The sequence below is a fragment of the Clostridium sp. genome (assembly GCF_017888565.1).
Lineage (GTDB): Bacteria > Bacillota > Clostridia > Clostridiales > Clostridiaceae > Clostridium.
Window position 1 is genome coordinate 14,098 of sequence record NZ_JAGHFX010000044.1, and the last position, 19,334, is coordinate 33,431.

At 27.4% G+C, this 19,334-nt stretch carries 21 protein-coding genes; 15 read left to right on the top strand and 6 right to left on the bottom strand.

Translation table 11 applies throughout. The features are described from left to right. The first annotated feature begins 46 nt into the window (after nt 1-46). The 6 genes from J7M87_RS07920 to J7M87_RS07945 all read left to right on the top strand — a co-directional run bounded on the left by J7M87_RS07920 (nt 47) and on the right by J7M87_RS07945 (nt 7,003). Nucleotides 47-1,075 (top strand): ABC transporter substrate-binding protein, encoded by a 1,029-nt coding sequence (locus tag J7M87_RS07920; protein WP_291650370.1) that lies wholly within the window; start codon nt 47-49, stop codon nt 1,073-1,075. An 87-nt stretch (nt 1,076-1,162) separates the two neighbouring features. Then, the gene (locus tag J7M87_RS07925; protein WP_291650372.1) at nt 1,163-1,930 is read left to right on the top strand and encodes an ABC transporter ATP-binding protein; all 768 of its coding nucleotides are present in this window, start codon (nt 1,163-1,165) and stop codon (nt 1,928-1,930) included. Further along, the gene (locus J7M87_RS07930; RefSeq protein ID WP_291650374.1) at nt 1,923-2,711 is read left to right on the top strand and encodes an ABC transporter permease; all 789 of its coding nucleotides are present in this window, start codon (nt 1,923-1,925) and stop codon (nt 2,709-2,711) included. Before J7M87_RS07925 ends, J7M87_RS07930 begins: the two co-directional genes overlap by 8 nt. A 214-nt stretch (nt 2,712-2,925) precedes the next feature. Beyond that, nucleotides 2,926-4,773 (top strand): tetratricopeptide repeat protein, encoded by a 1,848-nt coding sequence (locus tag J7M87_RS07935; RefSeq protein WP_291650376.1) that lies wholly within the window; start codon nt 2,926-2,928, stop codon nt 4,771-4,773. Between the two features lie 99 nt (nt 4,774-4,872). Further along, nucleotides 4,873-5,976: a hypothetical protein gene (locus tag J7M87_RS07940; protein ID WP_291650378.1), complete on the top strand. Its 1,104-nt coding sequence runs from the start codon at nt 4,873-4,875 to the stop codon at nt 5,974-5,976. Nucleotides 5,977-6,112: 136 nt separating this feature from the next. Then, a complete protein-coding gene (locus J7M87_RS07945; RefSeq protein WP_291650380.1) occupies nt 6,113-7,003 on the top strand; it encodes an undecaprenyl-diphosphate phosphatase in 891 nt (296 codons plus the stop codon). A 41-nt stretch (nt 7,004-7,044) separates the two neighbouring features. On the opposite strand, the gene J7M87_RS07950 is transcribed toward J7M87_RS07945, so the two are convergent. Then, a complete protein-coding gene (locus J7M87_RS07950; protein ID WP_291650382.1) occupies nt 7,045-7,977 on the bottom strand; it encodes a hypothetical protein in 933 nt (310 codons plus the stop codon). 323 nt (nt 7,978-8,300) lie between these two features. Between J7M87_RS07950 and J7M87_RS07955 the strand changes: the two genes are divergently transcribed. After that, entirely contained in the window at nt 8,301-9,401 is a 1,101-nt protein-coding gene (locus J7M87_RS07955; protein WP_291650384.1) for a 6-phosphofructokinase, read from the top strand. 170 nt (nt 9,402-9,571) lie between these two features. Beyond that, nucleotides 9,572-10,351: a serine hydrolase gene (locus J7M87_RS07960; protein ID WP_291650386.1), complete on the top strand. Its 780-nt coding sequence runs from the start codon at nt 9,572-9,574 to the stop codon at nt 10,349-10,351. Nucleotides 10,352-10,733: 382 nt separating this feature from the next. On the opposite strand, the gene J7M87_RS07965 is transcribed toward J7M87_RS07960, so the two are convergent. Next, complete coding sequence (locus J7M87_RS07965) at nt 10,734-11,057, bottom strand: hypothetical protein (RefSeq protein ID WP_291650388.1); 324 nt, start codon at nt 11,055-11,057, stop codon at nt 10,734-10,736. A gap of 228 nt (nt 11,058-11,285) precedes the next feature. On the opposite strand from J7M87_RS07965, the gene J7M87_RS07970 reads away from it, so the two are divergent. After that, the gene (locus tag J7M87_RS07970) at nt 11,286-11,489 is read left to right on the top strand and encodes a DUF6290 family protein (RefSeq protein WP_291650390.1); all 204 of its coding nucleotides are present in this window, start codon (nt 11,286-11,288) and stop codon (nt 11,487-11,489) included. Nucleotides 11,490-11,743: 254 nt separating this feature from the next. On the opposite strand, the gene J7M87_RS07975 is transcribed toward J7M87_RS07970, so the two are convergent. Together J7M87_RS07975 and J7M87_RS07980 are read right to left on the bottom strand one after the other, a co-directional pair. After that, nucleotides 11,744-11,989 carry a YmaF family protein gene (locus J7M87_RS07975; protein ID WP_291650392.1) on the bottom strand — a complete coding sequence of 82 codons (246 nt, stop codon included), beginning with the start codon at nt 11,987-11,989 and terminating at the stop codon, nt 11,744-11,746. A gap of 264 nt (nt 11,990-12,253) precedes the next feature. Further along, on the bottom strand, nt 12,254-12,685 hold the full coding sequence (locus J7M87_RS07980; protein ID WP_291650393.1) for a hypothetical protein: 432 nt from the start codon (nt 12,683-12,685) through the stop codon (nt 12,254-12,256). Between the two features lie 499 nt (nt 12,686-13,184). On the opposite strand from J7M87_RS07980, the gene pyrB reads away from it, so the two are divergent. Genes pyrB through J7M87_RS08010 form a run of 6 tightly spaced genes read left to right on the top strand, consistent with a single transcriptional unit; the run spans nt 13,185 to nt 18,331 of the window. Next, the gene (gene pyrB, locus J7M87_RS07985; RefSeq protein ID WP_291650395.1) at nt 13,185-14,111 is read left to right on the top strand and encodes an aspartate carbamoyltransferase; all 927 of its coding nucleotides are present in this window, start codon (nt 13,185-13,187) and stop codon (nt 14,109-14,111) included. Beyond that, entirely contained in the window at nt 14,112-14,543 is a 432-nt protein-coding gene (locus J7M87_RS07990) for an aspartate carbamoyltransferase regulatory subunit (protein ID WP_291650397.1), read from the top strand. 28 nt (nt 14,544-14,571) lie between these two features. Then, nucleotides 14,572-15,768 carry a dihydroorotase gene (locus tag J7M87_RS07995; RefSeq protein ID WP_291650398.1) on the top strand — a complete coding sequence of 399 codons (1,197 nt, stop codon included), beginning with the start codon at nt 14,572-14,574 and terminating at the stop codon, nt 15,766-15,768. 10 nt (nt 15,769-15,778) lie between these two features. Continuing rightward, complete coding sequence (pyrF, locus tag J7M87_RS08000; protein WP_291650400.1) at nt 15,779-16,654, top strand: orotidine-5'-phosphate decarboxylase; 876 nt, start codon at nt 15,779-15,781, stop codon at nt 16,652-16,654. An 11-nt stretch (nt 16,655-16,665) separates the two neighbouring features. After that, entirely contained in the window at nt 16,666-17,409 is a 744-nt protein-coding gene (locus J7M87_RS08005) for a dihydroorotate dehydrogenase electron transfer subunit (RefSeq protein ID WP_291650402.1), read from the top strand. A gap of 22 nt (nt 17,410-17,431) precedes the next feature. Next, nucleotides 17,432-18,331: a dihydroorotate dehydrogenase gene (locus tag J7M87_RS08010; RefSeq protein ID WP_291650404.1), complete on the top strand. Its 900-nt coding sequence runs from the start codon at nt 17,432-17,434 to the stop codon at nt 18,329-18,331. A 67-nt stretch (nt 18,332-18,398) separates the two neighbouring features. Here the strand turns inward: J7M87_RS08010 and J7M87_RS08015 are convergent, their stop codons facing one another. After that, complete coding sequence (locus J7M87_RS08015) at nt 18,399-18,722, bottom strand: hypothetical protein (protein WP_291650406.1); 324 nt, start codon at nt 18,720-18,722, stop codon at nt 18,399-18,401. A gap of 46 nt (nt 18,723-18,768) precedes the next feature. Further along, nucleotides 18,769-19,134: a YtxH domain-containing protein gene (locus J7M87_RS08020; RefSeq protein ID WP_291650408.1), complete on the bottom strand. Its 366-nt coding sequence runs from the start codon at nt 19,132-19,134 to the stop codon at nt 18,769-18,771. Between the last annotated feature and the right edge of the window lie 200 nt (nt 19,135-19,334).

Sequence of the window (19,334 nt, forward strand, 5' to 3'; positions counted from 1 at the left end):
CATATTATAAAGCATGATAACAATAAAAAGCCTTAAGGAGGTTTAAATGAAAAGTAAATTAATTAAAGTTGTATCTGTAATAGCATTAATAGGGATTACAAGCCTTAGCTTTATTTCTTGCTCAAAAGATAATGAAAATTCCAATAAGGAATTAACAAAGGTTAGATTAAATGAAGTTGTTCGTTCTGTATTTTATGCACCGATGTACGTTGCTATAAATGAAGGATTCTTTGAAGAAGAAGGATTAGAAATAGATTTAGCAACAGGACAAGGTGCAGATAAAACAATGCAACAAGTTTTAAGTAATAATGCAGATATAGGATTTAGCGGTCCAGAACAAACAGTGTACATTAATAATCAAGGTAGAGAGGATTATCCAGTACTATTTGCACAATTAACGCAAACAGATGGAGCATTTTTAGTTGGTAGAGAAGCAGATGAAGACTTTAAATGGACTGATTTAAAAGGTACAGAAGTTATAGGAGGAAGACCTGGTGGTGTTCCAGAAATGGCATTTGAATATGTACTAAAACAAAATGGATTGGATCCAAAAACTGATGTAAATATGGTAACAAATATAGATTTTACTGCTACATCAGGAGCTTTTAAAGCGGGTACAGGTGAATATGTAACATTATTTGAGCCAACAGCCTCTATGATAGAAAAAGAAGGTAGTGGTAAGATTATAGCATCAATTGGAGAAGCTGTTGGGGACTTGCCGTATACTTGTTTTTTCACAACTAAATCTTACATGGATAAAAATCCAGAAATACTACAAAAGTTTACAAATGCAATATACAAAGGTCAACAATGGGTCGAAGCACATAGTGATGAAGAAATAGCTGATTCAATAATTTCTTTTTTCCCAGGAACTGATAAAGACATAATAGTTTCAGTAATGAAAAATTACAAAGAGATAAATGCTATAGCAACTAAGCCATCAATTGAAGAAGAGGATTTAACTAGATTAATGGATGTAATAGAAAGCTATGACGGCAGTCTATTACCAGATAGACCATCTTTTGAAAAAATAGTTAATAATAGTTTTGCAGAAGAAACTATTAATTCTAAGTAAACTTTAAGAGCTAGCTCTAGATTACTAGGGCTAGCTAATAAAATTCTTTCTAAAAAAATTTACATAAATTAGAAAGGAGGTATAAATTTGAGTTTAATAGATATATCAAGTATAAGCTTAACTTACCACTCTTTAAATGGTGAAACCAAAGCTATAGAAAATTTAAATTTTTTAATAGAAAAGGGGGAGTTTGTTAGCATAATAGGACCATCAGGATGCGGAAAATCAACACTTTTAAATATTATTAGTGGTCTTTTAAAGCCTTCTGAAGGAAAGATTATTTATTTAGATAAAGATATAAATAATAGATTAGATAAAATGGGATACATGTTTCAAAAAGACTATTTATTTGAATGGCTTTCTGTTAGAAGCAATGTATTATTAGGATTAAAGATAAAAGGTTTAGATAGTAAGGAAAATATTCAGAGAGCTGATAAGCTTTTAGATAATTATCAATTATCTAAGTTCAAAAATCATAAGCCAACAGAACTTTCAGGAGGAATGAGGCAAAGAGTAGCTCTTATTAGGACTCTTGCCTTAAATCCAGATGTACTTCTTTTAGATGAACCATTTTCAGCTTTAGATTATCAAACAAGGCTTAAAGTATGTGATGATGTTAAAAGCATAATAAAAAAAGAAGGAAAAACAGCTATAATGGTAACTCATGATTTAGGAGAAGCAATATCAACTTCTGATAGGATAATAGTCCTTACTAAAAGACCTGCAAATGTAAAATTAGACGTAAAGATAACATTTAAAAATGCTGAAGCAACTCCATTTCAAAGAAGAAAAGAACAAGAATTTAATGAGTACTTTAATTTATTATGGAAGGAGCTTGACAGTGTAAATGAGTAAAGAACATGAAGCGTATATTAAAAAAGTAAAAAGAGATAGAATTAAAATAGCTGTATTTAGAGTAGCTATATTAATAGCATTTATTGTTTTATGGGAAGTAGCAGCAAGTTTGAAATGGATAGATCCATTTTTAACATCAAGTCCATCTAGGATACTTGATTCATTTATATCTTTTGTAAAAGAAGGAACATTATTAAAGCATATATTAGTAACTTGTTATGAAACAATATTAGGTTTTACATTAGGAACGGTGCTTGGAGCAATTATAGCTATTGTATTATGGGCATCACCTTTTACATCAAAAGTGTTAGACCCATACTTAGTAGTATTAAATGCTTTACCAAAAGTTGCACTTGCACCAATAGTAATATTTTGGGTAGGAAATGGTATGACAGCGATAATTGTTATAGCACTTTTAATTTCTATAGTGACAACAATAATAACAGTGTTAACAGGTTTTAATGAAGTTGATAAAGGTAAACTAAAGCTTATGCAAACACTACAAGCTACAAAGTTTCAAACATTAAAGTATCTTGTATTCCCATCAAATATCCAAGTACTAATTTCTGCATTAAAAATAAATGTTGGCTTATCTTGGGTAGGGGTTATTATGGGGGAATTCTTAGTAGCAAGAGAAGGGTTAGGATTTTTAATAGTATATGGTGGACAAATTTCACAATTAGATATGGTTATGATGAGTATTGTAATTCTTTCATTAATAGCATTTCTTATGTATATGATTGTTGCGAAGATTGAAGAAAGATTAAAAAATATAAATTAGTGTTGAAATAAAAAGCTGATAATAATTTTATTATTAGCTTTTTAAAATTAAATTAAATTTATTTAAAGTTTCTTAATTAATTTTAATGTGTTTAAAATAAGGGTTAATTATTAGGCGGAAATTGTAAAGATTTCAATTGTAAAAGTCAAAAATATTTGATAAAATGTATATTATATAAAAAATGTGTAGATAACATGAAAATGTGGAGGAAGTTATGAAAGAAACAGATAAGCCTTTTTCTACTATAAAAAATTCTTTGAAACCGTTTATTGAGAAACTTAAAATGGTAGTTAAACCGTTGGGAAAAGTAACTTATAGGACAAGCAAAAAAATAAGTAATACATATAAAAAAGCAAATAAAAAAAATCCTTATATTGAACCAGTTGTTATAATTGGTCTTCCTTGTTTATTTGTACTTATTATGATATTAGGAATAAAGAGCTTTACAACTGTAGAAGAAATTAACATAACTAAAAACAATGCAGAATATCTATATTATGAAAATAAGTATGATGAAGCAATAGAAGAATACAATAAGATGCAAAAAGAAGAGAATTGGCCAATTTGGACAGTAAAATCTGCTGATATATATTCTATAAAGGGTGATATTAAAAAATCAAGTTCTCTCTTAAAAGAAGCAATAATAAAAAGAGATAAAATAATAAAAGAAGAAGGATTTGATAATTATAAAGATAAAGATATAGAGTTGATTAATTCTGTGTTGTTTACCTTTATAATGAATAAAGAATATGATGAAGCTATTTCACTTGGAGAACAATATATAAATGATTATGGAATAAACAAAGAAATCTTAAAGACATTATTTGCGGCATATATTTCAAATAACCATGTATACAAAGCAGAAATGTTAACAGAAGAGTACCCTATAGATGAAAAATCATCTTATGATCTTTGTGTATTAGCTAATATGAATATGTTAATTAATAGATGGGATAAGGGGCTTGAGCTCTTAAAGGATGCATGGTATTTAGATAAAAATGAATTAAAAATATATGATGTTATAGAAGATATGGCTTCATTTAATAATGAAAAATTAATAGAAGCAATACAAGATGCCATAGAAAAAGATACAAATGAAGATGTATATAAAATGCTTCTAGCAAAAGCTTATTCAGCTTCAGAAGAAACTGTAAATGATGCAGAAGAATTAATGAAAGATTTAGAAAATAGCAATGTTGATGGAATAGCAAGTGATTTTATAAATTATGAAATATGTAAATCCACAAATAATAATTCAAAAGCAGAAGAATATTTAGAAAATGCTGAAAGAAAAGCAGAAAAAGAAATGAAAGATTCATATGTAACATATTATATTTCAGCGGTAAAGGCATTTAATAATGAAAGATATGAAGAAGCGTTTAAGTTAGCTAAAAAAAGCATAATAGCAAATCAAGAATATACTAATAATTATGAAAGCTTGATTCCTGATATTTTATTAGCAAAAGGAAATATTAAGCCAACAGAAGCATATTTTAGAACTGCTATGATAAAAGAGCCATATAACTATGAAACAATAATTAAAATAGCAAATTATTATTCTAATTATGAATCTAATAATGAAAAGGCTAGAAATTATTATGAGTTAGCTTTAAATATTAAAAAAGATGATAGTGAGTTGTATTTTAAACTTGCTAAGCTAGATATAGTAGATGAAAAGTGGGAAGAAGCTTCTAACAACTTAAATGAAGCGATAAAGCTTGATAAAGATAATCCGGAATACTATAGAGCTTTAGGTGCTGTATATTTAAAGAGTTCAAAGAATGAAGAGGGAATTGAGTTTACTCGTAAAGCTTATTCTATGAATGAAAAAGATATACTAGCATTAAGTAATGCAGGGTGGTATTACTTAATGATTGAAAATGATATTGCAAGAGGATACGAAAATATAAAAGCTGCATATGAAGAAATTCCAGCAAGTATGGATGAAAATACTAAAAATTCTATTATAGAAAATTATAATAAATCTAAAGAGGTTTATGATAATTTTTTAAACGATAGTTCCAAAGAGTTTAAAATAACAGGATTAAAACTATTTTATTAAAAGTGCCACTAGGCACTTTTTTTATGTAGAAATATAATACAATTTCTGGTATTATTATAATTATATTATATATACAATTATATTTATGGGGGGATTTTATTGAAAAAGTCTAAAAAAATAATTAGGTTAATTCTAATTGTTTTAGTAATATGTATGGGTTTTACATTTATATTTAAATCAAAATATTCAAATGATGTTACTATTAAAAAGTGGGATAATATATATAATGAAAATAATATAACATTTTTTTATGGTGAAAAAGATGATGAAAAGATCAAAATACTTAAAGATATGTATAGTATAGAGGAAAAATTAGATATTGAGAAAGATAAAGTTAAAAAAGCTATAAAAATATCAGAGATTTTAAATGAAATAATTACATTTGATGATGTCCCTAATACCAAAGGAATAAATGGATTTGACATATTAAAAGAAAAGAATGGAGCTAAGAAAGCTTCTGCTAGGGACCTTGGAATAATTTACAGAGATTTTCTTGAAAGTGTGGGGTATAAAGCAAGACTTGGAGAGTTTAGAAGAACTGATTCTAAATTGAGTAAACAAAGTTCGTATTATGTAGTTGAATTTTGGAGCAAAGAAGATAATAAGTGGATAATGATTGATTATATTGATAGGGGATATTTTGATAAAGAAGGATTTCCTTGTAGTGCAATGGAACTTTTAGATGGAGATATTAGAAATTTAAATTACACAGGAAAAAGTGATAGAAGCGATTATATACCAATGTTAAAAAAGTCTTTATATACTTATACAATAAGTATTGATAATACTACTGATATGAAAAAAAGCAATAGTTATATAACTTATATTAAAAATGAAAGTGATATAACCTTTAAGTTTAAAGGAAGTTATATTGCACCTACAATATTTACACAAAATAAAGATTTAATGAATAAAAGTCCTATTGATACAACTATTAAAAATGATGAAAAAGCATATATAGTTTTAATGAAAAAACAAGAAAAAACATCACTTGAAAATAAAGAGGAAAATAATAGTTTTGTAATTGGTGCTTTCAAAGATGGTAAAATAATGGATGAATATTATATAAATGAAAAGGACAGTGGCTTTAGAAAAGTGGAAAAATATTCAGATATATTATTAACAAAAGGAGATAATTTAATTGAACTTTCATTAGATGGTGAAAACATAGTAAGTAGTATAGAAATAGAATATAAAAAATAAATTTTTTTAGTTTATTTTTAAAGTTCTTTAATATAATCTTAAGATTTAGCACTATATAATCAATAGACAGCATAAGATTATAAGGGTATAATAAGATTTGTTAAAATTAGAACAGGTCTTAAAAGGAGGAAAAAGAATGGGTTTAGATTTTATCTATATACTTAAAGCTATAGTAATAGCTATAGTAGAAGGGCTTACGGAATTTGTGCCAGTTTCATCAACGGGACATATGATTTTAGTAGGAAGTCTAATAGGATTTAGATCAGGGGCTGCTGGGGCAGAGGAATTCGCAAAAATGTTTGAGGTAGTTATACAACTTGGAGCAATTTTAGCAGTAGTAGTATTATATTGGAATAAACTTTGGGGAGCAGTAGTTGATTTCTTTACTTATATCTTTACATTAGGTAAAAAAGGACAATCAGGTTTCAGATTTGGTATAAATGTAATAATAGCATCAATTCCAGCTTTGATCGTAGGATTAACTTTATATGATAATATAAAGAGTTTATTTAAACCTTCAGCAGTAGTTGTCGGATTTATTGTTGGTGGTATATTATTATTAGTAATAGAAAATAGATTCAGAAGTAAGACTTCAAAAAGAGGAAAAACTCCAACAGTTGATGTTTTTGATTTAACTCCAATACAATCGTTAAAGGTTGGATTATTCCAAGTGTTATCAATGTGGCCAGGAATGTCAAGAAGTGCTTCAACAATAATGGGGGGATGGATTGCAGGAGTTGCAACACCCGTAGCAGCAGAATTTTCTTTCTTTTTAGCAGTTCCAGCTATGATAGGATCATCAGCTATGGATTTATTTAATTTTGATTATTCAATAATGAATTCTACATATATAGTTGCATTAATTATTGGGTTTATTGTAGCTTTCATCGTATCAATAATAGTTATGGATATGTTTGTAAGTTACTTAAAGAAGAAGCCGATGAGAATATTTGCTATATACAGAATTATTGCAGGTGTAGTTTTATTAGGGTTATCACTAGCTGGAATAGTAACTTTAACTATGTAAAATAACTTTAATAATAAAAATAAGAGTACAAATTTGTACTCTTATTTTTTTAATTCATTTTCTAATTCTTTTTTTAGATTTTCAATTTCTTTCATATAGCTCTGAGATTTGTTTGTCAAGTTTGATTGTATAATATTTACTTTAGATTTTAAATTTTTGGTTGAATCTAAAGCTGAATTTATTTTGCCTTGTACAAAGTAATCTGTAAAAAAGTTATCAAATAAATAGTCCATTACACCAGACATACTATCAAGATTTAAAGAAACATTAATTTCATTACTTAAATCTTTTAGCTCATTATTATATCTATTTAACATTACTTTTATTGAATTTATTGATTTTGAAGCATCATCCATTTTTGAACGTTTAGCCATTGTAGCTATTAAATCTCCACCCATCATATCATAGATACCCCAGTTTTGAGCACTATTTAAGTTTGAGATTGCTTTATCTATATAAGGTATTAGTTTATCACCTTCAAGTAAAGCTTCTTGTATTTCTTTAAGTTCTAGAGAGGCATTTTTTAATTTGTTTAAAATAAATAATACTGTTTCACTTTTTTTATTATTAAGTTTTAAAACATATTCAGCCGAATTATTTAAAAGTTCATCATATTTAAAATCAATATCACCAATAGCATTAATATCTTTTAAAATTTGCTTTTTATTAGATATCAATCTATTTAAATAATCTTCTTTTTCTAAGAATCTAGCTTGTGCTTCTAAAAATTCAAGTTTTTCTTTAGAAAGTTTTTCATCTATTGATCCTTTAATTTTATAATAAAGATATGATAGACTAAAGGACTCTAAATTATCTACATCCTTTTTCTCTTTGGTCAAAATTTGTTTTAGTGTTTCTAATGATTCATTAGTTTTGCTTATTTCTACATCAATATTAGAAATCTTTGCTTTCAGTTTTTTTAAAGTATTTTTTTCTTCCTCAAGTTTTAAAAATTCTTCGTTAAAGCTTATCATAAATAACCCCACCTTCTAAATAAATATAAACATATTATAAAGTAATTAATACTATATTTCAATATGGTTTAGTTAAATTCATATAAATTAAAACAATAATTATGAGAAAATTACAAAAATACAAAAAATATTGAAAATAAAGATAATTTTACTTTTCAGTAGAATATCTTTATGCTATCATTAAATAAGAGAATTAACAATAATGCTTTGAAAACAATTGCATTAAATGAAGTTAAATTGTTATATTCAAAAAAAGAATTAACAGAAAATTTTAAATGTATAATCAATTTGAAAGTAACTGAATTGGGTAGGGGGAGTTTTAAATGTCACAACAAATTAAAAAAATAGCATTACTAACAGGTGGTGGAGATTGTCCAGGATTAAATGCAGTTATAAGAGCCGTAACAAGAACAGCTGTAATAAACTATGGAATGGAAGTAATAGGCTATAAGTTTGGATACAGAGGATTATACAATAATGATTTTGTACCTCTAACTTTAGATAGCGTATCAGGTATTCTTCATAGAGGAGGAACTATATTATATAGCTCAAATAAGGACAACTTATTCGATTACTTAGTAGAAGAAAATGGCGTTATGGTTAAAAAAGATGTATCAGATGTAGCAGTAGAAAATCTAAAGAAAGAAGGAGTAGATGTATTAGTTGTAATAGGAGGCGATGGAACTTTAACATCAGCAAGAGATTTTGCAAGAAAAGGTGTTAAAGTAATCGGTGTGCCAAAAACAATTGATAATGATTTAGCATCAACAGATGTAACATTTGGTTTTAATACAGCTATAGATGTTGCTACTGAAGCATTAGATAGGCTTCATACTACAGCTGAATCACATCATAGAGTAATGATTTGTGAAGTTATGGGGAGAGGAGCAGGTTGGATAGCATTAGAATCTGGTATTGCAGGCTCTGCTGATGTTATACTTTTACCTGAAATGCCTTATGATATAAATAAGATTGTTGAGAAAGTTAAAGAAAGAGAAGCTGCAGGTAGAAGATTTAGTATAGTTGTAGTAGCAGAAGGAGCAAAACCTAAAGATGGAGAAGTTGTAGTTGCTAAGATAGTTGCTGATAGTCCAGATCCAATAAGACTTGGTGGAATAGGAAATAAATTAGCTGGAGACTTAGAAAAGCTACTACCAGATAAAGAAATAAGATGCACTGTACTTGGTCATATCCAAAGAGGGGGAATAACTTCAACATATGATAGAATTCTATCAACAAGATATGGAGTTGGAGCTGTAGAACTTATTAATGAAAGTAAGTTTGGAGAAATGGTTTGTCTTAAAGATGGAAAAATGTCTAGTGATAGTCTAGAAAACGTTATAGGACAAAAATCAAAACTAGTTGATCCAGATGGAGAATTAGTTAAAGTTGCAAAACAAATAGGAATTTCATTTGCTGATTAATTATAAGAGAAGTGGTAGATAGTTTACTCTACCACTATTTTTGCTATTAAAATTTAAATAAAACACTAAATAAAAGTTATATAAACTTTTATTTGATACTTCAAAATTTTCTGACAATATGATATAATTTTATTAGGCAGAGAATACAGTAAAGAAAGCTGGAGGGTATTATGAAAGAGATAAAGAAATATTTAGAATCAAGAATTGGGACATATGGATTTTTCTTTGAGGATTTGAAGAGTGGATATATTTATGGTTATAATGAAAACGTTCAAATGGTAGCAGCAGGTTGTATGAAGTTGCCTATAGCTGTATCATTAATAAAAAGTGTAGAAGATAAAAAAAATGATTTTCTAGATAAAATAAAAATTGACGGAAAAGATAAAGTTTATGGTACAGGAATAATACATGAATTTAATGAAAGAGAATATACTGTTTTTGAGTTATTAGTTGCTATGTTAATACAAAGTGATAATACAGCAGCAAATAAAATAATTGATATTGTTGGAATGGAAGAAATAAATAAAGATATAAAAGAGATGGGTCTAAAAAATACAGTGCTAAATAGAAAAACAACTGATGAAAGAAAGACTAAAAGTGAGGTTGAAAATATAACATGTGCACTAGATCTTGCTAGAATTTGGAGACATTTATATAATTCAACTTATCTAAATGAAGAAAATAGTCAGATGTTAATTGATATTTTAACAAGACAGCAAATTAAAAATAAGTTAGCTCTATATATTCCAGATGATTTAAAATACGAAATTTCAAGTAAGACTGGAGATAAGAATGGAGTAGAAAATGATACTGAATTAATTAGATTATCAAAGGGAAATTTTACATTCACGGTTTTATCTATGGGAATACCTAATAGTGTTTATGGAACAGTTACATTAGCTAAATGTGGAAAGACGATGTGGGATAATGTGATGAATAATTGGCATTAATCTTTAGAATGTTTATATATCAATGGTTTATGGAATATTTGTCTGCTTAAATTGTAAGGCATAAAAAGTACATAAATTTTTGAAATAAAATATAGGATAATTATAATAATTATCCTATATTTTATTTTTCTTTGAATATCATCTTCTTCATCTTTAAATACCCTATTATAGAAAAGCACTTAGTTAAATCATAGCTAAGTGCTTTAAATATTTCATAGTAGAAAATAAAAATATAAATTGGTAGAAAAATATGTTTAAATATCCTTAATAATATAAAAGTATAAAAGCACTTAATTAGTAAAATGCAGTAGAAATAAATAAATCAATTTTATAATTAAGAAAATTTTTATAAATAAGAAATAACAATATTTAAATTGCAAAACTATTCTTTTGATAAAAGAATAGTACCTTTTCCGATAATAACTATTTTATAGCTTGGATATAGCTGTGAAATTTTATGTTTAGGAGAGTTTGGCGGTAATTTAATTGATTGGATTAAAGTATCATTTTCATTAAATACTACAAAGTACACATCATCTGTTTTTAAAGTATTTTCGAAATAATTTATTTCATTTAATAGGGTAGTAAAAGTACTTACTCTATATACTCCTTCTTTAAGAGGAGATTCAGCAAATTGAATAGCAGCGTTAGTATATACGTAGGATACTGATAAAAAGACTAATAGTATGATAATAAATTTTTTCATTTAAATAACCACCTTTCGCAATTATTTTGTCTTCATAAATATTTAAATATACAGAATGAATATTTAAATATACAGAATATATAAATATGATAAAATTTTGTAATAATCTTGTTACCAGTATAATAAATATGTAATGTAGTATCGTTTAAAACTATTGTAGAATTAAAAGTAGTTTTAAAATTATCTTTAAGTAAGATAATTTTAAATATATATCTATGGAGGATAATAATGAGTAATACATTAAATTTAATTAAGTTTATTTATAATAAAAGAGAAAAGTCCATTTTAGATGATAAAATTGAGCTTAAGCTCAACAGTAAAGAAAAACAATTAATAAAAAAATATTGTGATTTAAAAGATATATCGATAAATGAATTTTTTAGAACTGTAGCTATGAAGGAGATAGATAACTTCATTTATATAAATATATAAATACGAAATATAAGAAAGGAGGAATAACTAATATTATAGTTATTCCTTGGAGAATTATATAGTCCAATATGTGCCTTTTCATAAAATTAACTTCATATTTCACAGTATGAAATATGTATAAAAAAAGTTATATTGATATATAAAAACTCGAATAAAATGTATCATTATAAATTTAGTAATTAATATCTCAAATTAGTAATTAACATCTCAAAAAGGTAGTGTTCAGTAGGAATGAATAATAATAGTAATATAACTTATAATACTGGTACTTCGACTAGTTTTGTGAAAATAAATTTATGAATATGACAATCAACAAATGTTGGGGTAGCTTTTGCTAAATAAACATGATTACAATTAATGACTGGTATCGCTGGATCTGTTATAATACATATTTCATGAAAGTATCCTAAAAAATCCGTACTAGTTTTTATTTTATGAAGCTCCCAGATATCCCAATAATATAATTCTATTTTAATATAATTTATAGTATGTAGTTTCAAAAGAAATATGTTTTAAAATGATTATATGAAATGTGTTTATTGTTGCTTGTATATAGGAAATTAATAAAATATGATTATAGGAAGTTAAAGTGAGGAAATATAATTTGAATAATAAAAAAAATATGTAAAAGCGTTACAGGAATTATTGTTCCAGTAACGCAAAGAACAATTAATTATTTTTTATATTTAACTTATAGAAGTAAGAAAGTTTACGACTTAGATGAACTTTTAATTTATAAAGATGCACTTTTATTAGATAAATTATTACTGAACATTTACATTAACATTAGCATCGATTTCTCTTTCGTCTTCAATTTCAGTTTCAGTCTCAGTCTCGGTTTCAGTATCAGTACTAGTATTAGTTCCATTAACAGTAACATTTAATGTTATTGTATTACCGTTACTTGTAGTATCGGTATTAGAAGTTTCTTTGGCTTGAAGCTGAGCTTGAAGTTGAGCTTGAAGTTGAGCTTGGAGCTGAGCTTGAAATTGTCTTTGGTCTTGCTCTTGTCTTTGTAGCTGAGCTTGAAGTTGAGCTTGAAGTTGAAGTTGCCTTTGAAGTTGAGCTTGAAGTTGATATAATAATCTAATAGAAGTATTGCCATCATAATTATTAGAGTTATTAAAAGCATAATCGTTAAAAGAAGCACCGATTAATTCATCATAATCATATTCACTTATAAGATATCTGGACATATAAACTCCTCCTTTTATCATTAGTTTTAAACACAATTTATTTGTGATTACTTGCATAGTATATATTATGTAATAAAGTGCAATAGTGATACATATTTTAAATTAAGTTATTAAATTTTTATTATTATAGAATTAAAGATATAGGATAGTAGATTATTAATATTATTCTTATGGATACTTTCTTGACAATGAGAGATAGAAGTGTTATTCTATTGGAAAAGATGACCTTTAATTTAATCCAGAGAGATTAACAAGGAAGAGATTGTAATAGTAAAAGACTTTTATTTAGGGCTTATTATACCTTCCTTGAAATAAGGAAGGTTTTTTTGTAATTAATATAGTATATGTTTCAATTAATAATCTATGTTTTAATTAATAATTTATATCATTAATATATTATAAAATTAAAAGTTAATAGGTTTATTGAATTAAAATAGTAAAATTGAAAGCATATATACCTTTAAATTTAACACAGAGATGTTAACAAGGAGTGGTGTAAATGAATATGAAGAACAAACATTTAATTGATCCAATGGATTTTTCGAGAGAGGAATTACAAGAAGTTTTTAAATTAGCACATCAAATAATAGCAAATCCAAGAGAGTATTCACATATCTGTGATGGAAAAATTTTAGCAACTTTATTTTATGAGCCAAGTACGAGAACAAGATTTAGCTTTGAAGCTGCAATGATGAGACTAGGTGGTAAAATTCTAGGGTTTTCCGAACCAAATTCAAGTTCTACTGCAAAGGGAGAAACTTTAGCAGATACTATAACTATGGTGTCTATATATTCTGATATAATTGCTATGAGGCATCCGATGGAAGGCTCTGCCAAACTTGCAAGTATGTACTCAGAAGTTCCTGTAATAAATGCAGGAGACGGAGGACATCAGCATCCAACTCAAACATTAACTGATCTTTTAACTATAGAGTCTTTAAAGGATGGTTTAACAAATCATACAATAGGAATTTGCGGAGACTTAAAAAATGGAAGAACAGTTCACTCACTTATAAATGCTATGTCACGATATGAAGGAACTAAATTTATCTTAATTTCACCAAAGGAATTATCTATACCAGTTTATATAAGAGAAGAAATATTGATAAAAAATAATATAGAATTTAAAGAAGTTGAAAAATTAGAAGATGTTATAGATGAACTAGATATTTTATATATGACAAGAATTCAAAAAGAAAGATTTTTTAATGAAGAGGAATATATAAGGCTTAAAGATAGCTACATTCTAGATGTAGAAAAAATGAAGTTAGCTAAAAATGATATGATAGTTATGCATCCACTACCAAGAGTAAATGAAATATCTATAGAAGTAGATAAAGATGAGAGAGCTTGTTATTTTAAGCAAGCAGAGTATGGAATGTATGTAAGAATGGCATTAATTGCAAAACTTTTGGGGGTGGCTTAAATGTTAGAAATAACAAGTATCAAAAATGGATTAGTAATAGATCATATAAAAGCAGGAATGGGAATAAAAATATTTAATTATTTAAATCTTGATAAAGTTAATAGCCAAGTTGCTTTAATAATGAATGTTGAAAGTGATAAGGTTGGTAAAAAAGATATAATTAAAATAGAAAATTCTTCAGAAGTAAATTATACAATTTTAGGATTACTTTCACCAAATCTTACTATAAACGAGGTAAGAGAAGGAGAAATAGCTAGAAAAATAAAACCCGAGTTACCTAAAAGGGTTGTAGATGTTCTAATTTGTAGTAATCCAAGATGTATAACAGAGGTAGAGCAATATGTTCCTCATACATTTAATCTAATAGATGAGAATAAAGGAACATACAAGTGTGATTATTGTGATCATATAACTAGTTTGTCTGATTTATAGATCTAAATATAAGCTATGAGGTGAAGTTATGAATTTACTAATAAAAAATGCTAGAATTGTAGATTACTCACAAGATTTTATTGGAGATATTTATATAGAAAATGGAAAAATAAAAGAAGTAGGATTAGATATAAATATAAATGATGTGAATTATATAGATGCTAAAGGACTAACTTTAATGCCTTCATTTATCGATACTCATGCGCATTTTAGGGAGCCGGGGCTTACTTACAAAGAAGATATTGAAACAGGTTCTAAAGCTGCATTAAGAGGTGGATATACTGGTGTATGTTTGATGGCAAATACTAAGCCGATATGTTCTAGTAAAGAAGTTTTAGAGGAAGTTAGAAACAGAGAAAAAGAGTTGAATTTAATAGATTTGCATCAATGTATATCTGTTACAAAAGGTTTTAATGGAAAAGATATAACACATTTAGATGACTTTGCTAATGATAGTAAGATTAAAGCAATATCGGATGATGGTGTTGGAGTTATGGACTCTGAAATTATGTATAAAGCTATGCTTAAGGCAAAAGAACATGGCTGGGTAATAATGTCTCATGCAGAAGACCATAGTTTCTCAGATATAGATATGAGAATAGCTGAAAATATAATGACATTAAGAGATATTTATTTAGCAAAAGAAACTGGGGCAAGGCTTCATATGTGTCATGTTAGTACAAAAGAAGCTATAGGATATATTAAGAATGCAAAGAAGCGCTTTAGCAATATAACTTGCGAGGTCACTCCTCATCATATATATTTAACAAAAGATATAAATAATTATAGAGTAAATCCGCCTATAAGAGAAAAAGATGATGTGTATGAAATTATAAATGCCATAAAAGATGGAATTATAGATTGTATAGGTACAGATCATGCTCCTCATACACAAGAAGATAAAGAAAAAGGATCACCTGGAATGGTTGGGCTTGAAACATCATTTTCTATATGTTATACAAGCTTAGTTAAATCTGGAGCTATAACTTTAAATAAGTTAAGTGAAATTATGTCAAAGAACTGTGCAGATATTTTAGCGATGAATAAGGGGAGAATTAGTCCTGGAATTGAAGGAGATGTAGTCTTATTAGATTTAGATAAGAAGATAAAAGTAAACTCAAAAGAATTTAATTCAAAGGGGAAAAATACTCCTTTTGAAGGTATGGAGTTTTATGGAGAAGTTCAAATGACAATAAAAGCAGGAAGAATTCTTTATAAAAAATAGGGGGATAAATATGAAAAGTTTAATAATGGATAAATTGTTTAATAGAGTAGAAGAAAGAGGAGTAGTATGTGTTGGATTAGATACAGCACTAGAATATATACCTAGTTATCTTTTTGAAGGAAGATCGGAAGTTGAAGCATTAGTTGAGTTTAATAAACAAATAATAGATGCAACTATAGATGTAGCAGCATGCTTTAAAGTTCAAATTGCTTATTATGAAGCTTTAGGATTAAAAGGAATGATTGCTTATAAAGAAACTTTAGATTATTTAAGAAAAAAAGATGCAATTATAATTGCAGATATAAAAAGAGGAGATATAGCAGCAACAGCCAAGCAATATGCAAAAGCTCACTTTGAAGGAGATTTTGAAGCTGATTTTATAACTCTTAGCCCATATATGGGGATGGATAGTATAGAGCCTTATATGCCGTATATGGAAAAAGGAAATAAGGGAGTTTTCTCTTTAGTTAGAACCTCTAATCCAGGAGCAGAAGATATAGAAATGCTAAAGACTAAGGATTCGAGAGATGTGTATAAGATAGTTGGTGATAAAATAGCTGAGCTTGGTAAAGAGATAGTAGGAGAATGTGGGTATTCAAGCATAGGTGGAGTTATAGGATGTACTCATGTTGAAGAAGGTATTGAAATAAGAAAAAGATTTAAAAATATGTTTTTCTTAATACCTGGATATGGCGCACAAGGTGGCAAAGCAAAGGATGTAGCTTTATATTTGAATAATGGAAACGGAGGAGTTGTAAACTCTTCAAGAGCTATACTTTTAGCATACAAAAAGCAAGAAGGTAGGGAAAAAGATTTTGCATTGTGTGCAAGAGAAGAAGCTATAAGGATGAGAGATGAAATAAGAGCAGAGGTAGAAAGTCTATAGGAGGAGAACTAATGAAGGTAACTTATACTAAATCAAAAGTTATATCAAATGAAAAGATAGTTGATGGAATATACAAAATGGCTGTAGAGGATAGTAATGAAGTAAGGCCTGGACAATTCTATATGTTAAAATTAAATGGACAAACTTTGCTTCCTAGACCAATAAGTGTATGTGAAAAAAATGAAGGAACTATAACTTTTCTATATGCAGTTGTTGGGAATGGTACAAGAGAATATATTAATTTAGAAAAAGGAGATTATATAAATCTTATAGGACCATTAGGAAACGGATTTAATGTATATGAGAACCTTGGTAAAGTTGCTTTAGTTTCTGGTGGTATAGGTACTGCACCAATGCTTGAGGTAGCTAAAAAGCTTAAAGAAAATAAAAACTCCTCTAAGCTAGATTTATATGCAGGTTTTAGAGATGATATTTATTTAATAGATGAATTAAAGAGTTATGTAGATGAAGTATATATAAGCACAAATACTGGTAAGCATGGTCATAAGGGATTTGTAACAGATATTCTTAATGTAGAAGAATATGATACTGTACTTTGCTGTGGACCAGAAATAATGATGAAAAAGGTTATAGATACATGTAAGGAAAAGGGTGTAAAAATATATGTATCTATGGAAAAACATATGGCTTGTGGTGTTGGAGCATGTCTTGTATGCACATGTAAAACTAAGGATGGAAATAAAAGGACATGCAAGGATGGGCCAGTATTTGATGGTTATTATGTTGAACTTTAAAATCAAAGGAGGAATTTTATAAATGTTGAAAGTAAATATAAACGGAGTAGAATTTAAGAATCCAGTAATAGTAGCATCAGGAACCTTTGGTTTTGGATCAGAATATAATAATTTTTATGATGTAGGAATTTTAGGTGGAATATCATCAAAGGGATTAACTTTAAATCCTAAAGAGGGGAATGAAGGTATAAGGGTATATGAAACTCCATCTGGAATGATGAATTCAGTTGGACTTCAAAATCCAGGAATAGATAGATTTATAAAGGAAGAACTTCCTAAAATGAGGGAGCTTGGTACCAACATTATTGCTAATGTTGGTGGCGGATGCATGGAAGATTATGAGGAAGCTATTGAAAAATTAAGAGGTACAAGTATAGATATGATAGAACTTAATATATCATGTCCTAATGTGAAGTCAGGAGGAATGGCATTTGGAATAAAGTCAAATGTAGCTTATGAAGTTGTTTCAAAGATTAAGAAGATTTCAGATAAACCTCTGATGGTTAAGCTTTCTCCTAATGCAGAAGATATAGTGAAAATGGCAGTAAGCTGTGAGGAAGCAGGAGCTGATTCAATATCACTAATAAATACATTAAAGGGATTTGCAGTAGATCCGTATAATAGAAAGCCTATATTTAATAATATATATGCTGGTCTTTCAGGACCAGCTGTAAAGCCAATAGCATTAAGGATGGTACATGAAGTATCAAAAGCTGTTAGCATACCTGTAATAGGATTAGGGGGCATTTCTAATGGAATAGATGCAATAGAGTTTATGATGGCGGGAGCAGCTGCAATTCAAATAGGAACTATAAATTTTATTAATCCTATGGCAGGAAAAGAAATAATAAGTGAAATGGAAAAGTTCTGCATAGAGCAAGGTATTAAAGATATAAAAGACATAGTAGGGTGCATAAAATAAAGTATTTAAATAGGACAGTACATAGTTGATTAAAAACAAATATGTACTGTCCTTTAACATATGTATATTATTTCTTTAAAAATACTCCAACTAATATATTTATAATATCTTTTATAGTATCTAATTGATTAACAATTCCATCTTTCATAACAATAGCCTCTGCTGTAGTTTCAACAGCTACATCACTAATGTCTTTAACATTTTCAGAGATTCCACTTAAATTATTTAGAGTACTATCTAGATTTGGTTTATTATCTTTAAGAGTAACATTTATATTATCAATAAGTACAATAAGTTTTCTTAAGGCTAAAATTAAATAAATTAAAGCTACAACAGAAACGATAACTATAATAGTTAATAAAAGAGTATTGAAATTAATAGTAATAGTCATATTATATATCCTCACTTAATATTTATAAAATAAGCATACTATTTGATTAAATATTTGAATTTTCTTCAACATTATTATCACTTTCAGCTGTCATTTCTTCAGAAGAATCAGTAGTTATAGCTTTTTTAGATTCAAGATATTTTGCAATTTTACTTTTAGCATCACTAAAATTACTCTTAGCATCTTCAGTAACATCTATAGCTTTATTTTTTATTGCACTATTGAAATCATTAGCAGTTTTCTTTAATGATTGTCTAGTATCTTTACCTGACTTAGGTGCAAATAATAAGCCACTAGCTAGTCCAGCAGCAACACCAATAGTTGCGCCTAAAGCAACATTTTTAGCAACTTTAGCTTTTTCTTTTTTAGCTTTTTCTTTTTTCTTTTGTTCTATTAATTTTGACAAATTCATATTAAAATCCCCCATTTATAGTAAATTAGTTCTATACATGGATTATAGAATAATTGATAAATAAATACAAGATATGTTTAAAATAAGTTAATAATATTAAAAAATACGAAACTTTATAATTTTAAAAAAAACTTTATATTGTAACTTATATAATGTAAAATATAAATATAAAATAGTAAAGGTTTGTTTAAATCATTGTA

Excerpts from the sequence above, each read along its gene's own strand:
- J7M87_RS07920 (WP_291650370.1), top strand. The coding sequence starts at position 47 with ATGAAAAGTAAATTAATTAAAGTTGTATCTGTAATAGCATTAATAGGG.
- J7M87_RS07930 (WP_291650374.1), top strand. The coding sequence starts at position 1,923 with ATGAGTAAAGAACATGAAGCGTATATTAAAAAAGTAAAAAGAGATAGA.
- J7M87_RS07935 (WP_291650376.1), top strand. The coding sequence starts at position 2,926 with ATGAAAGAAACAGATAAGCCTTTTTCTACTATAAAAAATTCTTTGAAA.
- J7M87_RS07945 (WP_291650380.1), top strand. The coding sequence starts at position 6,113 with ATGGGTTTAGATTTTATCTATATACTTAAAGCTATAGTAATAGCTATA.
- J7M87_RS07950 (WP_291650382.1), bottom strand. The coding sequence starts at position 7,977 with ATGATAAGCTTTAACGAAGAATTTTTAAAACTTGAGGAAGAAAAAAAT.
- J7M87_RS07955 (WP_291650384.1), top strand. The coding sequence starts at position 8,301 with ATGTCACAACAAATTAAAAAAATAGCATTACTAACAGGTGGTGGAGAT.
- J7M87_RS07960 (WP_291650386.1), top strand. The coding sequence starts at position 9,572 with ATGAAAGAGATAAAGAAATATTTAGAATCAAGAATTGGGACATATGGA.
- J7M87_RS07965 (WP_291650388.1), bottom strand. The coding sequence starts at position 11,057 with ATGAAAAAATTTATTATCATACTATTAGTCTTTTTATCAGTATCCTAC.
- J7M87_RS07970 (WP_291650390.1), top strand. The coding sequence starts at position 11,286 with ATGAGTAATACATTAAATTTAATTAAGTTTATTTATAATAAAAGAGAA.
- J7M87_RS07980 (WP_291650393.1), bottom strand. The coding sequence starts at position 12,685 with ATGTCCAGATATCTTATAAGTGAATATGATTATGATGAATTAATCGGT.
- pyrB (WP_291650395.1), top strand. The coding sequence starts at position 13,185 with ATGAATATGAAGAACAAACATTTAATTGATCCAATGGATTTTTCGAGA.
- J7M87_RS07990 (WP_291650397.1), top strand. The coding sequence starts at position 14,112 with ATGTTAGAAATAACAAGTATCAAAAATGGATTAGTAATAGATCATATA.
- J7M87_RS07995 (WP_291650398.1), top strand. The coding sequence starts at position 14,572 with ATGAATTTACTAATAAAAAATGCTAGAATTGTAGATTACTCACAAGAT.
- pyrF (WP_291650400.1), top strand. The coding sequence starts at position 15,779 with ATGAAAAGTTTAATAATGGATAAATTGTTTAATAGAGTAGAAGAAAGA.
- J7M87_RS08005 (WP_291650402.1), top strand. The coding sequence starts at position 16,666 with ATGAAGGTAACTTATACTAAATCAAAAGTTATATCAAATGAAAAGATA.
- J7M87_RS08010 (WP_291650404.1), top strand. The coding sequence starts at position 17,432 with ATGTTGAAAGTAAATATAAACGGAGTAGAATTTAAGAATCCAGTAATA.
- J7M87_RS08015 (WP_291650406.1), bottom strand. The coding sequence starts at position 18,722 with ATGACTATTACTATTAATTTCAATACTCTTTTATTAACTATTATAGTT.
- J7M87_RS08020 (WP_291650408.1), bottom strand. The coding sequence starts at position 19,134 with ATGAATTTGTCAAAATTAATAGAACAAAAGAAAAAAGAAAAAGCTAAA.